The 17,378-nt window shown below is 64.8% G+C and carries 16 protein-coding genes and 1 pseudogene; 7 read left to right on the forward strand and 10 right to left on the reverse strand.

All coding sequences use genetic code 11. The features are described from left to right. The 7 genes and pseudogenes from ACF66B_RS15850 to ACF66B_RS15880 all read right to left on the reverse strand — a co-directional run bounded on the left by ACF66B_RS15850 (window position 1) and on the right by ACF66B_RS15880 (window position 8,328). Window positions 1–2,073, reverse strand: coding sequence for an MlaD family protein (locus ACF66B_RS15850; RefSeq protein ID WP_162683294.1), 2,073 nt, complete (start codon window positions 2,071–2,073; stop codon window positions 1–3). After that, complete coding sequence (locus ACF66B_RS15855; protein ID WP_111430226.1) at window positions 2,066–2,710, reverse strand: paraquat-inducible protein A; 645 nt, start codon at window positions 2,708–2,710, stop codon at window positions 2,066–2,068. Before ACF66B_RS15855 ends, ACF66B_RS15850 begins: the two co-directional genes overlap by 8 nt. Next, entirely contained in the window at window positions 2,677–3,330 is a 654-nt protein-coding gene (locus ACF66B_RS15860; RefSeq protein ID WP_111430227.1) for a paraquat-inducible protein A, read from the reverse strand. The genes ACF66B_RS15855 and ACF66B_RS15860 overlap by 34 nt, the downstream gene beginning before the upstream one ends. 42 nt (window positions 3,331–3,372) lie before the next feature. Beyond that, window positions 3,373–4,218: pseudogene (locus tag ACF66B_RS15865) on the reverse strand (ABC transporter permease); the annotation flags it as partial. Between the two features lie 23 nt (window positions 4,219–4,241). Continuing rightward, window positions 4,242–5,888 carry an ABC transporter permease gene (locus tag ACF66B_RS15870; protein WP_111430276.1) on the reverse strand — a complete coding sequence of 549 codons (1,647 nt, stop codon included), beginning with the start codon at window positions 5,886–5,888 and terminating at the stop codon, window positions 4,242–4,244. Window positions 5,889–6,024: 136 nt separating this feature from the next. Next, complete coding sequence (locus ACF66B_RS15875; RefSeq protein WP_392663233.1) at window positions 6,025–7,158, reverse strand: extracellular solute-binding protein; 1,134 nt, start codon at window positions 7,156–7,158, stop codon at window positions 6,025–6,027. Window positions 7,159–7,230: 72 nt separating this feature from the next. Then, window positions 7,231–8,328 carry an ABC transporter ATP-binding protein gene (locus tag ACF66B_RS15880; RefSeq protein ID WP_111430229.1) on the reverse strand — a complete coding sequence of 366 codons (1,098 nt, stop codon included), beginning with the start codon at window positions 8,326–8,328 and terminating at the stop codon, window positions 7,231–7,233. A gap of 396 nt (window positions 8,329–8,724) precedes the next feature. Between ACF66B_RS15880 and ACF66B_RS15885 the strand changes: the two genes are divergently transcribed. Genes ACF66B_RS15885 through ACF66B_RS15900 form a run of 4 tightly spaced genes read left to right on the forward strand, consistent with a single transcriptional unit; the run spans window position 8,725 to window position 12,643 of the window. After that, window positions 8,725–10,116, forward strand: coding sequence for a circularly permuted type 2 ATP-grasp protein (locus tag ACF66B_RS15885; RefSeq protein ID WP_111430230.1), 1,392 nt, complete (start codon window positions 8,725–8,727; stop codon window positions 10,114–10,116). Between the two features lie 10 nt (window positions 10,117–10,126). After that, window positions 10,127–11,080, forward strand: coding sequence for an alpha-E domain-containing protein (locus tag ACF66B_RS15890; protein ID WP_111430231.1), 954 nt, complete (start codon window positions 10,127–10,129; stop codon window positions 11,078–11,080). Continuing rightward, window positions 11,081–11,896: a transglutaminase family protein gene (locus ACF66B_RS15895; protein ID WP_111430232.1), complete on the forward strand. Its 816-nt coding sequence runs from the start codon at window positions 11,081–11,083 to the stop codon at window positions 11,894–11,896. 24 nt (window positions 11,897–11,920) lie between these two features. Further along, a complete protein-coding gene (locus tag ACF66B_RS15900; RefSeq protein ID WP_111430233.1) occupies window positions 11,921–12,643 on the forward strand; it encodes a peptidase in 723 nt (240 codons plus the stop codon). A gap of 52 nt (window positions 12,644–12,695) precedes the next feature. Here the strand turns inward: ACF66B_RS15900 and ACF66B_RS15905 are convergent, their stop codons facing one another. The 3 genes from ACF66B_RS15905 to fdxA are packed head-to-tail and all read right to left on the reverse strand — an operon-like array spanning window position 12,696 to window position 14,864. Beyond that, window positions 12,696–13,724: a putative sulfate exporter family transporter gene (locus ACF66B_RS15905; protein ID WP_162683295.1), complete on the reverse strand. Its 1,029-nt coding sequence runs from the start codon at window positions 13,722–13,724 to the stop codon at window positions 12,696–12,698. Continuing rightward, entirely contained in the window at window positions 13,717–14,520 is an 804-nt protein-coding gene (locus tag ACF66B_RS15910) for a ferredoxin--NADP reductase (protein ID WP_392663238.1), read from the reverse strand. Before ACF66B_RS15910 ends, ACF66B_RS15905 begins: the two co-directional genes overlap by 8 nt. 11 nt (window positions 14,521–14,531) lie before the next feature. Continuing rightward, window positions 14,532–14,864, reverse strand: a complete 333-nt coding sequence (gene fdxA / locus ACF66B_RS15915; protein ID WP_111430235.1) for a ferredoxin FdxA — start codon at window positions 14,862–14,864, stop codon at window positions 14,532–14,534. Between the two features lie 123 nt (window positions 14,865–14,987). Here fdxA and ACF66B_RS15920 point away from each other — a divergent pair, with 123 nt between their 5' ends. The 3 genes from ACF66B_RS15920 to ACF66B_RS15930 are packed head-to-tail and all read left to right on the forward strand — an operon-like array spanning window position 14,988 to window position 17,377. Beyond that, complete coding sequence (locus ACF66B_RS15920; RefSeq protein ID WP_111430236.1) at window positions 14,988–15,293, forward strand: gamma-butyrobetaine hydroxylase-like domain-containing protein; 306 nt, start codon at window positions 14,988–14,990, stop codon at window positions 15,291–15,293. A 60-nt stretch (window positions 15,294–15,353) separates the two neighbouring features. Next, entirely contained in the window at window positions 15,354–17,111 is a 1,758-nt protein-coding gene (locus ACF66B_RS15925) for a fumarate reductase/succinate dehydrogenase flavoprotein subunit (protein ID WP_111430237.1), read from the forward strand. A gap of 23 nt (window positions 17,112–17,134) precedes the next feature. Continuing rightward, on the forward strand, window positions 17,135–17,377 hold the full coding sequence (locus ACF66B_RS15930; protein WP_111430238.1) for a ferredoxin family protein: 243 nt from the start codon (window positions 17,135–17,137) through the stop codon (window positions 17,375–17,377). Window position 17,378 lies beyond the last annotated feature (1 nt).

Consider the following 17,378-nt stretch of genomic DNA (forward strand, 5'->3'; position numbering starts at 1 on the left):
TCACCTCCCGAAAAGCAGTGAATTGGGCTGGCGCTCCAGCGCGGTCGCGAGCGACTGAACCGAACGTGCCGCCGCGCGTACCTCGTTCAGAAGCGCCAGCGTATCGCGATTGAGCGAGGAATTCGGTCCGACGGTGGCAAGCGTCTGATCCGCCCGGAGCGCCACCTGATTGAGCCGATCGACCAGCGCGGGGAGCTCGGCCGCCGCCGCCGCGATCGCATTCGCCGCATCGCTCGCCGAGGCCAGCGTTGCGTTCACATTCTTCACCGTGCCGCCCTCGCGCAGCTCGGCAAGCGTGAGCTCGAGCTCGCGCAGCGCATCGGCAAGCCGCGGCGGCAGATCCGCCATGCCGCTGCTGCCCAGAAGCCCGTTGGCGGTGTTCACGAGGCCGTCGGCCGAGCTCACCAGCTCGTCGAGGGGGAGGCTGTTGGCCTTGTCCGTGAGCGTGCGCACCGATGTGATGAGCGCCGGCAGGCCTTCGCTCGCGGTGTTGACATTGCTCATCGCCAGATCGGCCTCCTGCATCAGGGTTTCGAGCCTGTCGGCGATCTGCGCCGCCGCGATCTGGTCGGTCACGTTGCGGAGCGAGGCGAGGGCCGCGTTGACGTTGTCGATGGCGCCGCTGTTGCGCAGATCGGCAATCATTCCGCCGATATTGCCCGGTGCGGCCTTGAATTCCGGATCGGTGACGAGCGCGTTGATATTGCCGATCAGCGTCATCACGCTTTCCATCACGTCGTCGATTGGCAGCGAGGCGACCTTTTCCATCACGTCCTGGGCAGAGGTGAGCAGATCGGCTTCATCGGTGTGGACGGTCGGCATGACCGGAACGCCATCGATCTTCTCGCCGAATTCGGCCGGCGGCGCGTCGGGTGCATCGATGAGGTCGACGTAGAGCGAGGGGCTGATGAGACCTGCGCGCGCGAGCTTTGCGCGCAGCCCGCGCTTCACGCCCGCGGCGACCATGTCGAGCAGTTCCTTCTCGGCGGCGGCATCGGTCGCATTGATGCCGATCCGGTTCGGCATGACCTCGAAACTCGTCAGCAGGTCGACGCCCGGGCCGCCATCAGGCCGCTCGACGGTCCTGGCGGTGAGCCCGATCACCTTGCCCACGGGGATCCCGCGGTACCTCACATCGGCGCCGGCCTCGAGCCCGCTCACCGAGCCGTCGAAGATCGCGACGAACTCCACAGGTGGCGCCGCGCCCTCGTCCTGGGTGACGACCGACGAGCGTGCCGCGCTTTCGGATGCGTAGAGCTGGTAGACGTGCTCCTGCTCCACCGGCGTGCCGCCGGAATTCACTGTGTCGAACGAGACGCCACCCTGGATGAGCGAGGCGAGGCTGTCGACACGCAGCGAAGCGCCCGCAGTGCTGAGATCGATCGAGAAGCCGGAGGCGTTCCAGAACCGGGTCAGATTCGTCAGGCGCTTGTCGTTGGGCGCACGGATGAAGGCCGAGACCATCACGTCGCCCGCCTGGGTCAGCTCCACCGCCTCGATGGTGCCGACCGGGATCTGCTTGAAGAGGATCGGTGCGCCGACCGAGAGCGATCCGCCGTTGGGCGCGCGCAGCTTGATATGCAGGCCGGGGGCGTCGAGCGGCGTCTGCGGCGGGCTCTTGAGCGCGGTGAACTTGGTCTTGCGCTCGCCCTTCTCGGCGTTCCACGAACCCTCGATATAGACCCCGGAAAGCACAGTACTGAGGCCCGAGATGCCCTGCGGCCCGACCTGGGCCTTCACCAGCCAGAATTTTGCATCATCGCCGACATATTCGGCGATGTCCTTGTCGAGGCGTACAATGGCCACGACCTTGCTCAGATCGTCGGTGAAATTCACCGTCTCGACCGTGCCCACGTCGTAATCCTTGAAGCGGAGCTTCGTCTCGCCGGCGACCATGCCACTGGCGGAATCGAACAGGATCTCGATGAGCGGCCCGCGCGAGCTGTAGGAGCGCCAGGCGACGCTGAGCGAAATCACGAGGGCCAGAAGCGGCACCAGCCAGGTCGCGGAGAACCGGGGCATCCGCCGCCGGCCGGCCTCGACCTTCGGCTGGGAAGGAGTTGGCTCAGTCATGTGGTGCCCCGTCAGGTTCGGCATCGTCCCAAATCAACCTAGGATCGAGCGATAGCGCGGATATCATTGTGAAGGCAACAGAAAGGGCGAAGAACACTGCGGCCGTGCCCGGCTTGAAGGCCATGACGAAGCCGAGATTGACAAGCGCCGTGAGGATCGCGACCACGAAGACGTCCACCATCGACCAGCGGCCGATGAACTCTACGACTTCATAGAGCACGGTGCGCTGGTGAAACGAGAGATGGCTGTGCCGGCCGATCGAGATCGCGAGATAGGCGACCGCCAGAAACTTGCCCACCGGGATCATCACCGAGGCGAGAAAGACGATGCCGCCGACAAGATAGGCGCCGTGATGCACCAGATCGATGACCCCGCCGACAATCGTCGAGTCGGTTGCCCGCCCGAGGAACTGGGTGCGGAGCATGGGGTAGAGATTCGCCGGGATATAGGCGATGAGACCGGCAAACCACCAGGCCCAGACGCGCTCGAGACTGCCGGGCCGCCGTCCGTGCAGCGCGTTGCCACAGCGCGGGCACGTCTCGACGCCCGGCGTGCTCACCGCGCCGCAGGCCCCGCATCCGGCGAGACCGGCTGCGCGGGCGGTCAGGACCGGCTCTTCTGATCGATCATGCGCCATATGGTCTTTTCACAAAAGGTCGAAGCCTCGAGTGCCACGATCATCACGATCAGGGCAAGCTCCCAGAACGCCGGGCCGAGCCCGACACGGGCGAGCCCGCCGATCTTCACCAGCGCAACCACGCAGCCGACCATGAAGACCTCGGCCATCGACCAGGGACGGAGATGCCCCGCGAGTCGGAAGGCGGCCTTCGTGCCGGGCAGCAGCCGCAGCCCGAGCCGCAGCGGCAGCAGCGCGTAGGCCAGAGCCACCGCCCGCGTGACCGGCAGCACGATGATGAGCAGGATAAGAACGAAGGCGAGCGGCGCTGTGAAGCCGCTGTCAAAGGCAAAGGCGGTCTGAAGAAGCGTCGTCGCGCTGCTGAGCCCGGAGGCGGAGATCTGGAGGAACGGGAAGAAGAGCGCCGAGAGTACCAGGATCACCATGGCGAAGGAGCTCGCGAGGATGCGGTCGAGGGCCTTGCCCGGCGAGCGCAGCAGGGTTGCGCCGCAGCGGGTGCAGCGCAGGCGCCCGCCCTCGGGAATCTCCTTCACCTCGTGCAGCGCGTCGCAGACAGTACAGGCAATGATTTCCGGGGCTCCCGCGTCGAGCAGACGCGAGGCCGTATCAACAGGTTGCATGCGAATGCGGGGCTCGGGCGGTGGAATGGGGGAGGGGGCCTGTCATCCCGGCGACATACCCCGGAGCTTTTCCGAGCGTCGCCGCAGCAGCTCGAGCGTGGTGAGCAGCAGAACGGAGATCCCGACCAGGATCGTCGCGACCGCAAGAATGGTCGGCGAGATCTGCTCTCGGAGGCCGATGAACATCTGCCAGGGCAGGGTCTTCTGCTGTGCCGAGCCCACGAAGAGCACCACGACCACCTCGTCGAAGGAGGTGATGAAGGCAAAGAGCGCTCCCGAGATCACGCCGGGCAGGATGAGCGGCATCTGCACCTTGAAGAAGGTCCGGACCGGATTTGCGCCGAGATTGGCGGCGGCGCGCACGAGGCTGCGGTCGAAACCCACCAGCGTCGCCGTCACCGTGATGATCACGAAGGGAATGCCGAGCGCGGCATGGGCGAGCACCACGCCGAGATAGGTGCCCTGGATGCCGAGGCGCGAGTAGAAGAAATACATCCCGGCCGCCGAGATGATGAGCGGCACGATCATCGGCGAGATGAGGATCGCCATGATCGCGCCGCGGAACGGCACATGCGGCTGGCTGAGCCCGATCGCGGCGACGGTGCCGAGCACCACCGCGATCAACGTCGCCACCGGCGCGATGCGCACCGAGTTCCAGAGCGCCTGCTGCCAGTCCGAATTGGTGAAGAAGTCCTGGTAGTGCTTCAGAGAATAGGCGTCCGGATCGAGCGCCAGCATTCCCTTGGTGAAGGTGAAGAAGTCCTCTGCATTGAAGCTCAGCGGTATGATCACGAGGATCGGCACGATGAGGAAGAACAGGATCGCGACGCAGATCGCGCGGAAGCTCCAGTACCAGAGCCGCTGTCCGGTGGAGGCGTAGGGGGGTAGGCCAGCCATGATCGCGTTCCTCCTTAACCGAGCTTCACGTTGTCGATGCCGACGATCTTGTCATAGATCCAGTAGAGTGCCAGCACCACCACGAGCAGCATTGTCGCGAGTGCGGCCGCGAGGCCCCAGTTGAGCGAGGTCGAGATGTGGTAGGCGATGCGGTTCGAGATGAAGATGCCGCTCGTGCCGCCGACCAGTTCCGGGGTGATGTAGTAGCCGATCGAGAGGATGAAGACGAGGATCGCGCCCGCGCCCATCCCCGGCACCGTCTGTGGGAAGTAGACGCGCCAGAACGCCGTCCAGTCGGTTGCGCCGAGCGAGCGGGCGGCGCGCATGTAGGAGGGCGGGATCGTCTTCATCACCGAGTAGAGCGGCAGGATCATGAACGGCAGCAGGATATGCGTCATCGCGATGATCGTGCCAGTGGCGTTGTTGATCATCACCAGCCGCCCGGAATTCGAGATGATCCCGGCCCAGACCAGCAGATCGTTGATGATCCCCTGTTGCTGGAGCAGAATCTTCCAGGATGCCGTGCGCACAAGCAACGAGGTCCAGAACGGCAGCAGCACGAGGATCATGATGAGGTTCGAGGTTCGGAGCGGCAGGGTCGCCAGCAGGAAGGCGATCGGATAGCCGAGCAGGAAGCAGAGGAAGGTGATCGCGAGGCTCAGCGCCATCGTGCGGAGGAAGAGCTTGATGTAGATCCGCTGCTTCTCCGGCTTGAGCTCCGGCCCCTCTGGCGTCTTCTGCATGTCGATGGCGTTGAGCAGGTAGCCGTTTGTATACTCGCCGGAGTAGAGCTTCAGCGTCTGCCAGTTGCTCTCCTGGCCCCAGCCCTCGTCGATGTCGATCATGGCCTGACGGTAGTCGATCACCGGAAGCTGGCCCGCCTGAAGCGCAGCAGCCTTGAGCACCTCGGCGCCCGGCCCGGAATAGGCGGCGATCGCCGAAGGGTCGGCGGCCTCGAGATCGAGCCCGAGTGCGGCATAGACCGATTCCCAAGGCTCCTCCTCGGCGACGACGTCGTTCTTGTCCTTCACGGTATAGACCGCAAAGGCGGTGTATTCGCGGGTCGTGCGCGGCAGAAGCTCGGCCATTGTGGCCGAGGGCACGAAGCCGATGTCGCCGCCCGTATCGATGCCCGTAAGCTTGGCGACGCGATTGCGTTCGGCGCCGAGCACGTCGCGCGCTGCGTCGTCATCGCCCTGAGCCGACATCAGCCGGAACCAGAAGCCCGCATCCTCCCAGGAGGGGTCGAACCCTGCGAAGACGTCCTGATATTGCTCGCCCAGATCATCGAGGCGGCGGCCGGTGGAGCGGAAGAGAGAGGAAATGCCGGGGCGCTCGTAGTTGAGGCGCGATCCGAGGCGAGAGTGCTGCTTGGCCTCCGCGGCAAGAAAAAGATCGAAATAGAGCGCCTGGAACGTGGCCTCGTCCGGCAGGTTGCCGCTTTCGGAATCCCACTCTGACAGATCCTTCACGGTGTCTGGCAGGGTATCGGGTACGATCTGGTTCTCGACCGAGCGGAACAGCATGTCGCCGATCGGCAAGAGGAAACTCAGAAGGATGAAGAGCAGCAACGGCGCGATGAGCAGGAGCGCGCGGAGCTTCTGCGCCCTCAGGGCGCGCTGAAGACTCTTCTTGAGCGGCCTGCCATCGGCGGCAAGCATCGGTGCGTTGGCTTCGGACACGGGCGGCGCGCTCCCTTCGCTGGGGCAGGAGCCGGGTCCAACGGTGGTCCCGGCTGAACTGGTCGGATGGCCGGCGGCCTGCCGCGCGGGCGGGCCGCTGGCCGGAGTGTCGCCCTTACTGGGTCAGCCAGACCTGGAAGCGGGCTTCCACGTCATCCTGATGGTCAGCCCACCACTCGATGTTGTTGACGAGGTAGTTGCCCATGTTGTCCGGATTGGTCGGCATGTGCGGCGCCATCGGGATGCCGAGCTCGGCATGATCCCCAACCAGCGGCTGCGACGAGGCGCGGGCGGGGCCGTAGGAGATGTACTTCGCCTGGTCCGCAAGACGCTGGGTGTCGGTCGCGAAATAGAGGAAGTTCAGCACCCGGTTCAGGCGCTCCTCGGGCAGATCGGCGGGAATGATCCAGCCGTCGAAGTCGAAGACCTGCCAGTCCCAGAGCATCTTCACCGGCTGATGCTGCTCCTCGATGACCGAGAAGAGGCGGCCGTTGTAGGTCGAGCCCATCACGACTTCGCCGTCGGCCAGAAGCTGCGGCGTTTCGGCGCCTGCCGACCACCAGACGACCTGGTCCTTGATCGTGCCGAGCTTGGCGAGCGCGCGATCCACGCCCTCGGGCGTCGAAAGCACGTCATAGAGCTCGTCCTTGGTCACGCCGTCGCAGAGCAGCGCCCACTCGAGGTTCTTTTTCGGCCGCTTTTCGAGCGCCCGCTTGCCCGGGAAGTTCTCGAGGTCGAAGACCGCGCAGAGATCCTCCGGCTCCTTGCCGTTCCATGCGGCCACGTCGGTGCGGTAGCCAAATGTGGTGGAGAAGACGATCTGCGGGATGAAGCAATCGTTGATCAGGGAATCGCCGAAATCCTCGCTGGCGGGCGTGCCGTCGGGGGCGGGGGCGAGGATCTCGTCGATATCGACCTCCATCGCCAGCCCCTCGTCGCAGAGGCGCTGGCTGTCCGGGCCTTCCACGTCCACGAGATCCCAGGTCACGTTTCCGGCCTCGAACATGGCGCGCAGCTTTGCCACCGCCTCGTTCGAGCTTTCGTCCCAGGTGAAGGACGTGCCGGTTTCCGCGGCGTAAGGCTCGGAATAGGCCTTCTGCTGGGAAGTCTGGTAGGCTCCCCCCCAGGAGATTACCGTCATGCTGTCGGCACAATCCTCGCAGGGCGGAATATCCTGTGCGATCGCCATTCCGGCTGCTGCCGGAACAAGAACGACCGCAGCCGCGCCCAGCAATAGTCTCATTCTCATGATGGTCTCCCTAGATGTCATTTCGGGTCCGTGTCCCCTCGCGCTCCTGGTCCCGCCAGTGCGGGCACATGATCACGCCGCGTCGAGCGCGCGGCAATCCTCGGTAAGCCAGCCGACGTTGGTCTCGACCCCGACACGCAGCGCCGCGTGGGCACTGCTGTTCGGGATCTTGACGATGAAATCGTCGCGGCCGGCGACATTCATGCGGCAGCGGATATGGTCGCCGAGGTAGATGAGCTCGTCCACGCGCGCCGCCAGCGCATTCTGCTCGGGCCCGGCCCCGACGATGACACGTTCCGGCCGGATCGAGAGCATGGTCTGCTCGCCCGCCGCGCCACAGCACACAGCCATCGCGTTCACCTCGCCCGCTGCATCGTCGAGCTTCACACGCGCGCGCCCATTGTCGATTGCCGTGACCCGGCCATGCAGCTTGTTGTTCTCGCCGATGAACTGGGCGACGAAGGAATTGTCCGGCCGCTCGTAGAGCGTGGGCGGATCGGCAAGCTGCTGGATCACCCCGTCATTGAACACCGCCACACGGTCCGACATGGTCAGCGCCTCGGACTGGTCGTGGGTCACATAGACCACGGTGATGCCAAGGCTCTCGTGGAGATGCTTGATCTCGTACTGCATGTGCTCGCGCAGCTGCTTGTCGAGCGCGCCGAGCGGCTCGTCCATCAGAACGAGCGCGGGATCGAAGACCAGGGCGCGGGCAAGCGCGATGCGCTGCTGCTGGCCGCCGGAAAGCTGTGCCGGGCGGCGGCCGCCGAAGGCGCCCATCTGCACCATGTCGAGCGCACGCTTCACCTTGGCGTCTCGCTCGGCGCGGCTCATCTTGCGCACCTCGAGCGGGAAGGCGAGGTTTTCCGCCACCGTCATGTGGGGAAAAAGCGCATAGTTCTGGAACACCATGCCGATCCCGCGCTTGTGCGGCGGGATGTTGTTGATCGGCCGCCCCGCGAGGCGGATCTCGCCATGGGTGGCCGTTTCGAAGCCTGCAAGCATCATCAGGCAAGTGGTTTTTCCCGAACCGGAGGGCCCGAGCATCGTGAGAAACTCGCCCTTTCCGATCGAGAGATTGAGATCTTTCACGACGAGCGTCTCGCCGTCGTAGCTCTTCTGAACATGCTCGAAGGCTACGAATGCCCCCTCGCCGGGTTCGGCTGCCATGTCTTTCCCCCGATTACAGGCGGTCACCACGCCAAAATCCTGTGCGAATGCTAAGCACATCGCCACCCTTGATGCAAATACCTCCGTTTGGCACCGCTCCGAAGTCGGAATTCGTCATTTCATGACCCAAAAACGCCCGCTAAACACGCGAATGTAGAGCCATGCCTTTTTCTTGTGCGAAATACGCCAACCCCCTCTCCTCCCGCATGCCGGTAAAGGAGATTTCGGTGCGGTCCAGACCGCGGGCCATGGCAGGCTTCTGCCCGAAAACTCGGCGCAGGCTCTGCAAACGCTACTTTGCACGCTTGCGCTTCAGTCGCGAAAACAATTTAGTAGATCCAGACCAGAAAGTGGGGACTGGAAAATGGGAGCGGGTCGATAAAAACCTTCAATGAAATGTTCGACGGCAACCAGGTACGGGCTGCCTATGAACAGCTTAACCAGTGGGTTCAGAGCACCCCACCCGAAGTGCTCGAACAGAAAAGACAGGAGGCCGAAGCCCTCTTCCGGCGCATCGGCATCACATTCGCGGTCTATGGCGAGGGCGGCGACGTCGAGCGACTCATCCCTTTCGACATCATGCCCCGCGTCTTCACCGAGGCGGAATGGCGCAAGCTCGAGAAGGGCGTGAAGCAGCGCGCCCGCGCGCTCAACGCCTTCCTCTATGACGTCTATCACCGCGGCGAGATCATCCGTGCCGGGGTCATCCCGGCCGATCTGGTCTACCGCAACGACGCCTACGAGCCCGCCGTCGTCGGGATCGATCCGCCCGCAAATGTCTACAGTCATATCGTCGGCATCGACCTCGTGCGCACCGGGCCCGGCGACTTCTTCGTCCTCGAGGACAACTGCCGCACGCCTTCGGGCGTGAGCTACATGCTCGAGAACCGCGAGATCATGATGCGGATGCTCCCCGAGCTCTTCCGCTCGGTGCGGATCCTGCCGGTGGACGACTACCCCAACCACCTGCGCCGCACGCTCGCCTCCGTCGCGCCGCGCAAGGCCCAGCATACGCCGGTGAGCGTCCTGCTCTCGCCGGGCGCATTCAACTCGGCCTATTACGAACACTCCTTCCTTGCCGATCAGATGGGCATCGAGATCGTCGAGGGCCAGGACCTCTTCGTGCAGGGCGATTTCGTCTACATGCGCACGACCGAAGGCCCGAAACGGGTCGACGTGATCTACCGCCGCATCGACGACAGTTTCCTCGATCCGCTCTGCTTCCGGCCCGATTCGATGCTGGGCGTGCCCGGCCTCATGAACGTCTACCGGTCCGGCGGGGTGGCGATTGCCTCCGCCCCCGGTGCGGGCGTGGCCGATGACAAGGCGGTCTATATCTATGTGCCGGAGATGATCCGTTTCTACCTGGGCGAGGAGCCGATCCTCAACAACGTCCAGACCTGGAAATGCGCAGATCTCTCGGATCGCAAATACGTCCTCGAGAACCTCAAGGATCTCGTGGTCAAGGAGGTGCACGGCTCGGGCGGCTACGGCATGCTCGTCGGACCGAAATCGACCAAGGAAGAGGTCGCAGCCTACGCCGAGCGCATCAAGGCGGCTCCGGAGGATTTCATCGCCCAGCCCACGCTGGCGCTTTCGGCTTGTCCGACCTTCGTGGACGAGGGCATCGCGCCCCGCCATGTCGACCTGCGCCCCTACTGCCTCGTCGGCAAGGAAGTCTACCTCAGCCCCGGCGGTCTCACCCGCGTCGCGATGCGCGAAGGCTCGCTCGTGGTTAACTCGAGCCAGGGCGGCGGGGTCAAGGACACCTGGGTGCTGGCGGATTGAGGGAATAGACATGCTCAGCCGGACAGCAGAAAGTCTCTACTGGATCGGGCGCTATATGGAGCGCGCCGACACCATGTCCCGCCTGCTTGAGGTGGGTTATCGCATGGCGCTCATGCCCTCGACGGGCTCGGGCTACCGCAACGAATGGGCCTCGCTCGTGGCCGCGGCCGGCTCCTCGGCCGGATTCGAGGCGAAATACGGCGAGGAGTTCCGCCAGCGCGACGTTGAGAGCTGGCTCTTCTACGATCGCGACAACGGTTCCTCGGTGATTTCCTGCCTCGAGGCGGCGCGCCAGAACGGCCGGGCGGTGCGCACTGCGCTCACCACCAGCATGTGGGACGCGCTCAACGTCGCCTATCTCGAACTCAAGGAGATCGAGCGCCGGCCCCGCTCGGCCTCGCCGCTCCCCGAGCTCTGCGACTGGACCAAGCGTCAGAGCGCGCTCCTGCGCGGCACGACCGAAACGACACACCTCCAGAATGACGGCTACGATTTCCTCAACATCGGCAGCTATCTCGAGCGTGGCGACAACACCGCGCGCCTGCTGGACGTGAAATACTACGTGCTGCTGCCCACGACCGACATGGTCGGCGGCGGGGTGGACACCTACCAGTGGACCACGCTCCTGCGCGCGCTCTCCGCCTTCCGCTCGTTCCACTGGACCTACGGCAGCGAATACAGCCCGCGCAAGATCGCCCACTTCCTCATCCTCAACAAGGCCTGCCCACGCTCGCTGCTGCATTGCCAGGACAAGATCGGCTTCCATCTCGAGCGGCTCGCGCGCGGATACGGCCATTCGGTCAAGGCCCATGCCCGGCAGCGCGGCCTCCTGGCCGAGCTTGCCGAGGCGCGTGTGGAGGACATCATCAGCGAAGGGCTTCACGAGTTCCTCTCGCGGTTCATTAACCAGAACGCCGCCCTCAGCCTTGACGTGGCGGACGGCTACCTCTTCGGGGTGAACTGAATGCGCCTGACCGTGAGACACACCACTGCCTACGACTACGATGTGCCGATGCGCTTCGTTGCGCAGAGCCACCGGCTCACCCCCGGTAATTCCGAGGGCCAGAAGGTGGTATCCTGGAACGTTTCAGCGGAGGGCGCGGTCTTCGGTGCGTCCTTCACCGATGGCGGCGGCGACCTTGTCACCACAATGACCGTCGACGGGCCGGTATCGCGCGTCGAGGTGCTCGTCGAGGGCGTGGTCGAGACGTCCGACACCTCGGGCGTGCTCCGTGGCCATGCCGAACGGGTCTCGCCGCGCTGCTTCCTGCGCTCGACGGGCCCAACCAAGCCCGGCCTCGGATTTGAAGATCTGCTCGAGAAGGCGCTCCGGGGGCTGAAGGACAAGAGCGATCTCGCCCGTGCCCACGCCCTCGCGGATTTCGTCGCGAAAAGCGTCGCCTACCGCCCGGGCACGACACATGCCCACACCACCGCGGCGGAGGTCGTCGAGGCCGGCGAGGGGGTCTGCCAGGACCATGCCCATGTGCTGATCGCGCTCGCCCATCTCGCGGAGATGCCGGCGCGCTATGTCACCGGCTATTTGCTCGTCGAGGAGAAGGGCAGCGAGGGCGAGGCAAGCCATGCCTGGGCCGAGATCTTCATCGAGGGGCTCGGCTGGGTCGGCTTTGATGCTGCGAACGGAAATTGCCCGGATGATCGCTACATCCGGCTCGGCTCGGGCCGCGACGCTGTTGATGCCGCCCCGATTCGTGGTGTATCGCGCGGAGGCGGGGCCGAAGCGATGAACGTCGCGGTCATGGTGTCTTCGCAGCAATAGCGCCGATAGCCGGAGACCACGAAAATGACTTATTGTGTCGGCTTGCGCCTCGATGCCGGCCTTGTCCTCCTGTCCGATACCCGAACCAACGCGGGCATCGACAACGTCTCCGTCTACCGCAAGATGTTCACCTTCGAGGTGCCCGGCGAGCGCGCCATGGTTCTGATGACGGCGGGCAACCTCTCCGTCACCCAGACCGTGCTCGCCAAGATCCGGCACCGGATGGCGAACACCGAGGCGAGCGCCAGCGAATCGATCCTGCGGGCCGAGAGCATGCTCGAGGTGGCGGAGATCTTTGGCCGGACGCTCCATCAGGTGAGCCTCGATATCAACAGCAAGATGAAGGCGATGGAGCAGCAGGCCAGCGCTTCCATGCTCCTCGCCGGCCAGCGCCGCGGCGGCCAGCCGCGGCTCTTCCTGATCTACCAGCAGGGCAATTTCATCGAGGCGACCGATGACACGCCCTATCTCCAGATCGGGGAGCACAAATACGGCAAGCCGATCCTCGACCGCGTGGTGACGCCCGCGACCTCGCTCGAGGACGGGCGCAAGGCTGCGCTCCTGTCGATGGATTCCACCCTGCGCTCCAATCTTTCCGTCGGCATGCCGCTCGATCTCGCGATCATCCCGACCAACGAGTTCCGTATCGCGACCCACCAGCGCATCGAGGCGGGCGATCCCACGTTCTCCCAGATGTCGGAGGCCTGGAGCCAGACCCTGCGCGACGGCTTCGCCAACATGCCCTGAGAGCGTTGGGGGGCGGACCACTCTGGATGATGCAAGGGTGGAGATTGAACCCCTAGACTAATGCGAGAAGGGTGAGTGAGAGAGACGCAAGGATCGTGAGGGAGAGCGCGACGGCACCGAGCTCGCGCAAGCCGAGGCGGCGGATCGCCGAAAGGTCCGTCTGAAGTCCCAGCGCCGCCATCGCGAGCATGGCCAGAGTGTGTGCGGTGGCGCCGACCGGCGGAACAAGCATTTCCGGGAACAGTCCGATTGTCCGCGCGAGCAGCAGAGCGGCGAAGCCCAGCATGTACCAGGGCAGCATGCGGCTCAGGATGGCGCGGCCACCGCGCGGGCCATCCGGCAGGAGCAGCGCGAGCAGCATCATTGCGGGTCCGAGCGTGAGCACGCGGGTGAGCTTGACGACGAGCCCGACCTGAAGGCTCAGGGCCCCCATGGGGGCCGCTGCTCCGAAGACCTGGGGGATGGCATAGACCATGAGCCCCGCGAGCGCCCCCGAATGCCCCGGCCCGAGATCGAGACTGGCGGCGGCGAGCGGCAGGGCGAGGGTCACTGCGATCGCCGGCACGCTCGTCAGGGCGATTGCCACCGAGGCTTCCGCAGGGGATGCGCCGGTGACGGGCCGCGCTGCGGCGATGGCGGAATTGCCGCAGACGGCATTGCCGGCGGCGATCAGTGCGGCCAGGCGGGGCGCGACGCCCAGCAGGCGGGCCACGCCGTAGCTCGCGGCGATCGTGGCGAGCACCACCACCGGAATGCCTGCGGCAAGCAGCGGATCGAGCTCGAGAAGCGCGCTCGTGCTCAGGAGCGCGCCGAAGAGCATCACCGCGATTTCGAGCAATCGCCGCGCCGAGAAGGCGATGCCGTCGTCGCAGGCGCGGTCCGGCGCACGAATGGTCCGGAGAAGGATGCCGAGCACGAGGGCCCACATCACGCCGCCGAGCCCCGGAGCGCCGAAGGCCATGGCTTCGAGCCGCGCCAGCAGGTCCGCAACGGCCGCGACGATGGCGCAAAGCCCTACCCCCGGCAGGAGCGCGCGCAGGCGGGAAGGCCGTGCGGCTGCCCAGCCAGATGCTTCAGCCAACAAACGCTTTCTCCAGCACGAATTCCGCGGGCCTGTTGTTGGCACCCTCGGTGAGCCCCGCGGCTTCGAGCAGCGCCTTGACCTCGAGGTTGAGCCCCATCGAGCCGCAGATCATCACCCGGTCGATCGCGGGGTCGAGTGGCGGGAGGCCGAGGTCCTCGAAGATCCGGCCGGTCTCGATCAGCGTGGTGATGCGCCCCTTGCGCTCCGAGGGCTCGCGGGTTGTGGTCGCGTAGCGGATGAACCTCGGGCGGGCCATCTCGCCGATCAGCGGGTCGTCGCGAAGTCCGGCCTCGAGCGCTGCGCCGTAGGAGAGCTCGCTCACGGTGCGGCAGGTATGGGTGAGAATCACCCGTTCGAACTTCTCGTAGGTCTCCGGATCCCGCATGAGGCTCGCGAAGGGCGCGAGCCCCGTGCCGCTCGAGATCATCCAGAGCCGCTTGCCGGGCAGAAGCGCATCGAGCACCAGCGTGCCCGTGGGCTTGGGCCGCACGATCACCTGATCGCCCGGCGTGATGCGCTGCAGGCGGGAGGTCAGCGGGCCGTCGGGCACCTTGATCGAATAGAATTCGAGCTCGTCTCCCCAGAAGGGCGAGGCGATGGAATAGGCGCGCAGGATCGGCTTTCCGGTTTCATTGGGCAGGCCGATCATCACGAATTCGCCGGAGCGGAATCGAAGCGCAGCGGGTCGGGTGACACGGAAGGAAAAGAGCGTGTCATTCCAGTGGGTCACGGATGTCACGATCTGCGCGTCGGGATTGGTAGCGGCGGGCGACAGGGCCTCCATGCGGGTCATGGATGTCTCCTTCAGGTTGCGGGATTGGCCGAGAAATGGCTCTCGAGCTTGCCGGGTTTGCCATCCATATCGAGGGCGCCGGGCAGGGGCTCCTTGACGGTCGAGATGTTGGGCCAGCGTTCGGCCCAGGTGGCGTTGAACGCGATCCACGTCTCCATCTCCGGGTCGGTATCGGGACGGATGGCGTCGGCGGGGCATTCCGGTTCGCAGACGCCGCAGTCGATGCATTCGTCCGGATGGATCACCAGCATGTTCTCCCCTTCGTAGAAGCAATCGACAGGGCAGACGGACACGCAGTCCGTGAACTTGCAGGCAATGCAGTTGTCGGTGACGACGTAGGTCATTTCGGGTCTCCCGGGTCTGGTTGCCGGCAGAAAACCCGCGAATGACATGGCTGTCCGTCAAGTAGTTGCTGTTTTGCCCCGACCTGTGCCGGCCAGTCTGGTTGCACAGCGAAAGGAGAACCGATGGAGCCCACCGAAATCGAAATCAGCGCCGATGGTGCGCATCTGAGCGTCGCCTGGGCGGACCTGCGCCGCGATATCCCGGCCGGGGCCCTGAGGGCGGCGGCGCGGGATGCCGCATCGGTCCGTCTTCGCATGGAGCGCGGAAGCGTCCCGGTTGCGGCGGGGCTGCGCCTCGTGGACGCGGCCTGCGTCGGTGCGATGGGGGTGAACCTGCATTTTTCGGACGGTCATGACCGCGCGATCTACCCCTGGACCTATCTGCGGGAGATCGCCGAAACGCCCGCCGCGCTCTCCGGTGTCAATTAATTGACAGAACCCGGTCCGCGTCGGCGCGCAGGATCGCAGCAAGTAAGCAAGGAGCCAGCCATGGATGAAATCAGAGACGGGATGAATCGCATCGACTGCGACATCCTTGTCATCGGCGGTGGAACGGCAGGCCCGATGGCCGCGCTCAAGGCGAAGGCCCGCAATCCCGGCGCCAATGTCGTTCTGCTCGAGAAGGCGAATGTGAAGCGCTCCGGTGCGATCTCGATGGGAATGGACGGGCTCAACAATGCCGTCATCCCCGGCCATGCCACGCCCGAGCAGTATGTGAAGGAGATCACCATCGCCAATGACGGGATCGTCGATCAGGCACCCGTCTATCGCTACGCGCAGAACTGCTACGACATCATCCAGGAGCTCGATCGCTTCGGCATCCGGTTCCAGAAGGACAAGAACGGCGAATACGACGTCAAGAAGGTGCACCACATCGGCACCTATGTGCTGCCGATGCCGAATGGCGAGACGGTGAAGAAGGCGCTCTACCGCCAGCTGCGCAAGGCCCGGATCAACATCTCGAACCGCTACATGGCGACCCGGCTCCTGACCGGCGAGGGCCGGATCGCCGGTGCAATCTGCGTGAACACCCGTTCGGCGGAATTCCTCGTGATCCGCGCCAAGGCAGTGATCCTCTGCCTCGGTGCAGCGGGGCGGCTCGGCCTTCCGGCATCGGGCTACCTCTACGGGACCTATGAGAACGCGACCAATTCCGGCGACGGCTACGCGCTCGCCTATCATGCCGGCGCGGGCCTCGCCAATCTCGAGTGCTACCAGATCAACCCGCTCATCAAGGATTACAACGGTCCGGCCTGCGCCTACGTGGCCGGTCCCTTCGGCGCCTATACCGCCAACGCGAAGGGAGAACGTTTCATCGAATGCGACTACTGGTCGGGCCAGATGATGCAGGAGTTCTACGATGAACTCGTTTCGGGCAACGGCCCGGTCTACCTGAAGCTCAACCACCTCGCGCCCGAAACGATCGGCGAGATCGAGGACATCCTGCACAAGGTGGAGCGCCCGACGCGGGGCACGTTCCAGGCCGGGCGGGGCACCGATTACCGCCAGAAGATGATCGAGATGCATATCTCGGAAATCGGCTTCTGCTCGGGGCATTCCGCGTCCGGCGTCTTCGTCGACGAGGACGCGCGGACCACCGTGACCGGGCTCTATGCCGCGGGCGACATGGCGAGCGTTCCGCACAACTACATGCTCGGCGCCTTCACCAATGGCGCGGTGGCCGGGGAACACGCCGGCGACTGGATCCGCGATGTCGATCATGCCGCCATCGACGAGGGCGCGATCGAGGCGGAGCGCCGCCGCGTGCTCGCGCCGACCCTGCGCGAGGATGGCATTCCGCCGAACCAGATCGAGTACAAGACCCGCCGCATGGTGAACGACTACCTCCAGCCACCGAAGGTCACCTCGAAGATGGAACTGGCCCAGGAGCGGTTCGCCGAGATCCGCGAGGATCTTTCGAGCGGCATGCTGGTGCGCAATTCGCACGAACTGCTGCGTTCGCTCGAGGCGTCCTCGATCCTCGACTGTGCCGACATGGCTGCTGCGGCTTCGCTGTTCCGGACCGAGAGTCGCTGGGGCCTCTATCACAATCGCGTCGAATTCGAGGGCCGCGACAACGAGAACTGGTTCTGCCACACGCTTCTCACCCGGGGCCGGGATGGCATGCCGACGCTCCGCAAGCAGCCCGTCGCCCCTTACGTCGTCGAGATCGATGACACGGAAAAAGATGCCTATTACCGCCAGCGCGTGGGCAGCAATGCCCTCAAGACCGTCGCGGCGGAATAACGGGCCCGTTCAGGAGTTATCCCATGCCTCTCGCACAAACCGTTACCGCCGTGCCCGTCGTCGTCGATGATGCGAAATGCATCGCCGACAAGGGCTGTACCGTCTGCGTGGATGTTTGTCCGCTCGACGTGCTGCGCATTGCAGAGACCCTGGACGGCCGCAAGACGGCCTACATGGCCTATGACGAATGCTGGTACTGCATGCCCTGCGAGGCCGACTGCCCGACCGGCGCGGTCAAGGTCAACCTGCCCTATCTGCTGAAGTGAG

This window comes from Amaricoccus sp. B4, from assembly GCF_043226085.1.
GTDB lineage: Bacteria > Pseudomonadota > Alphaproteobacteria > Rhodobacterales > Rhodobacteraceae > Amaricoccus.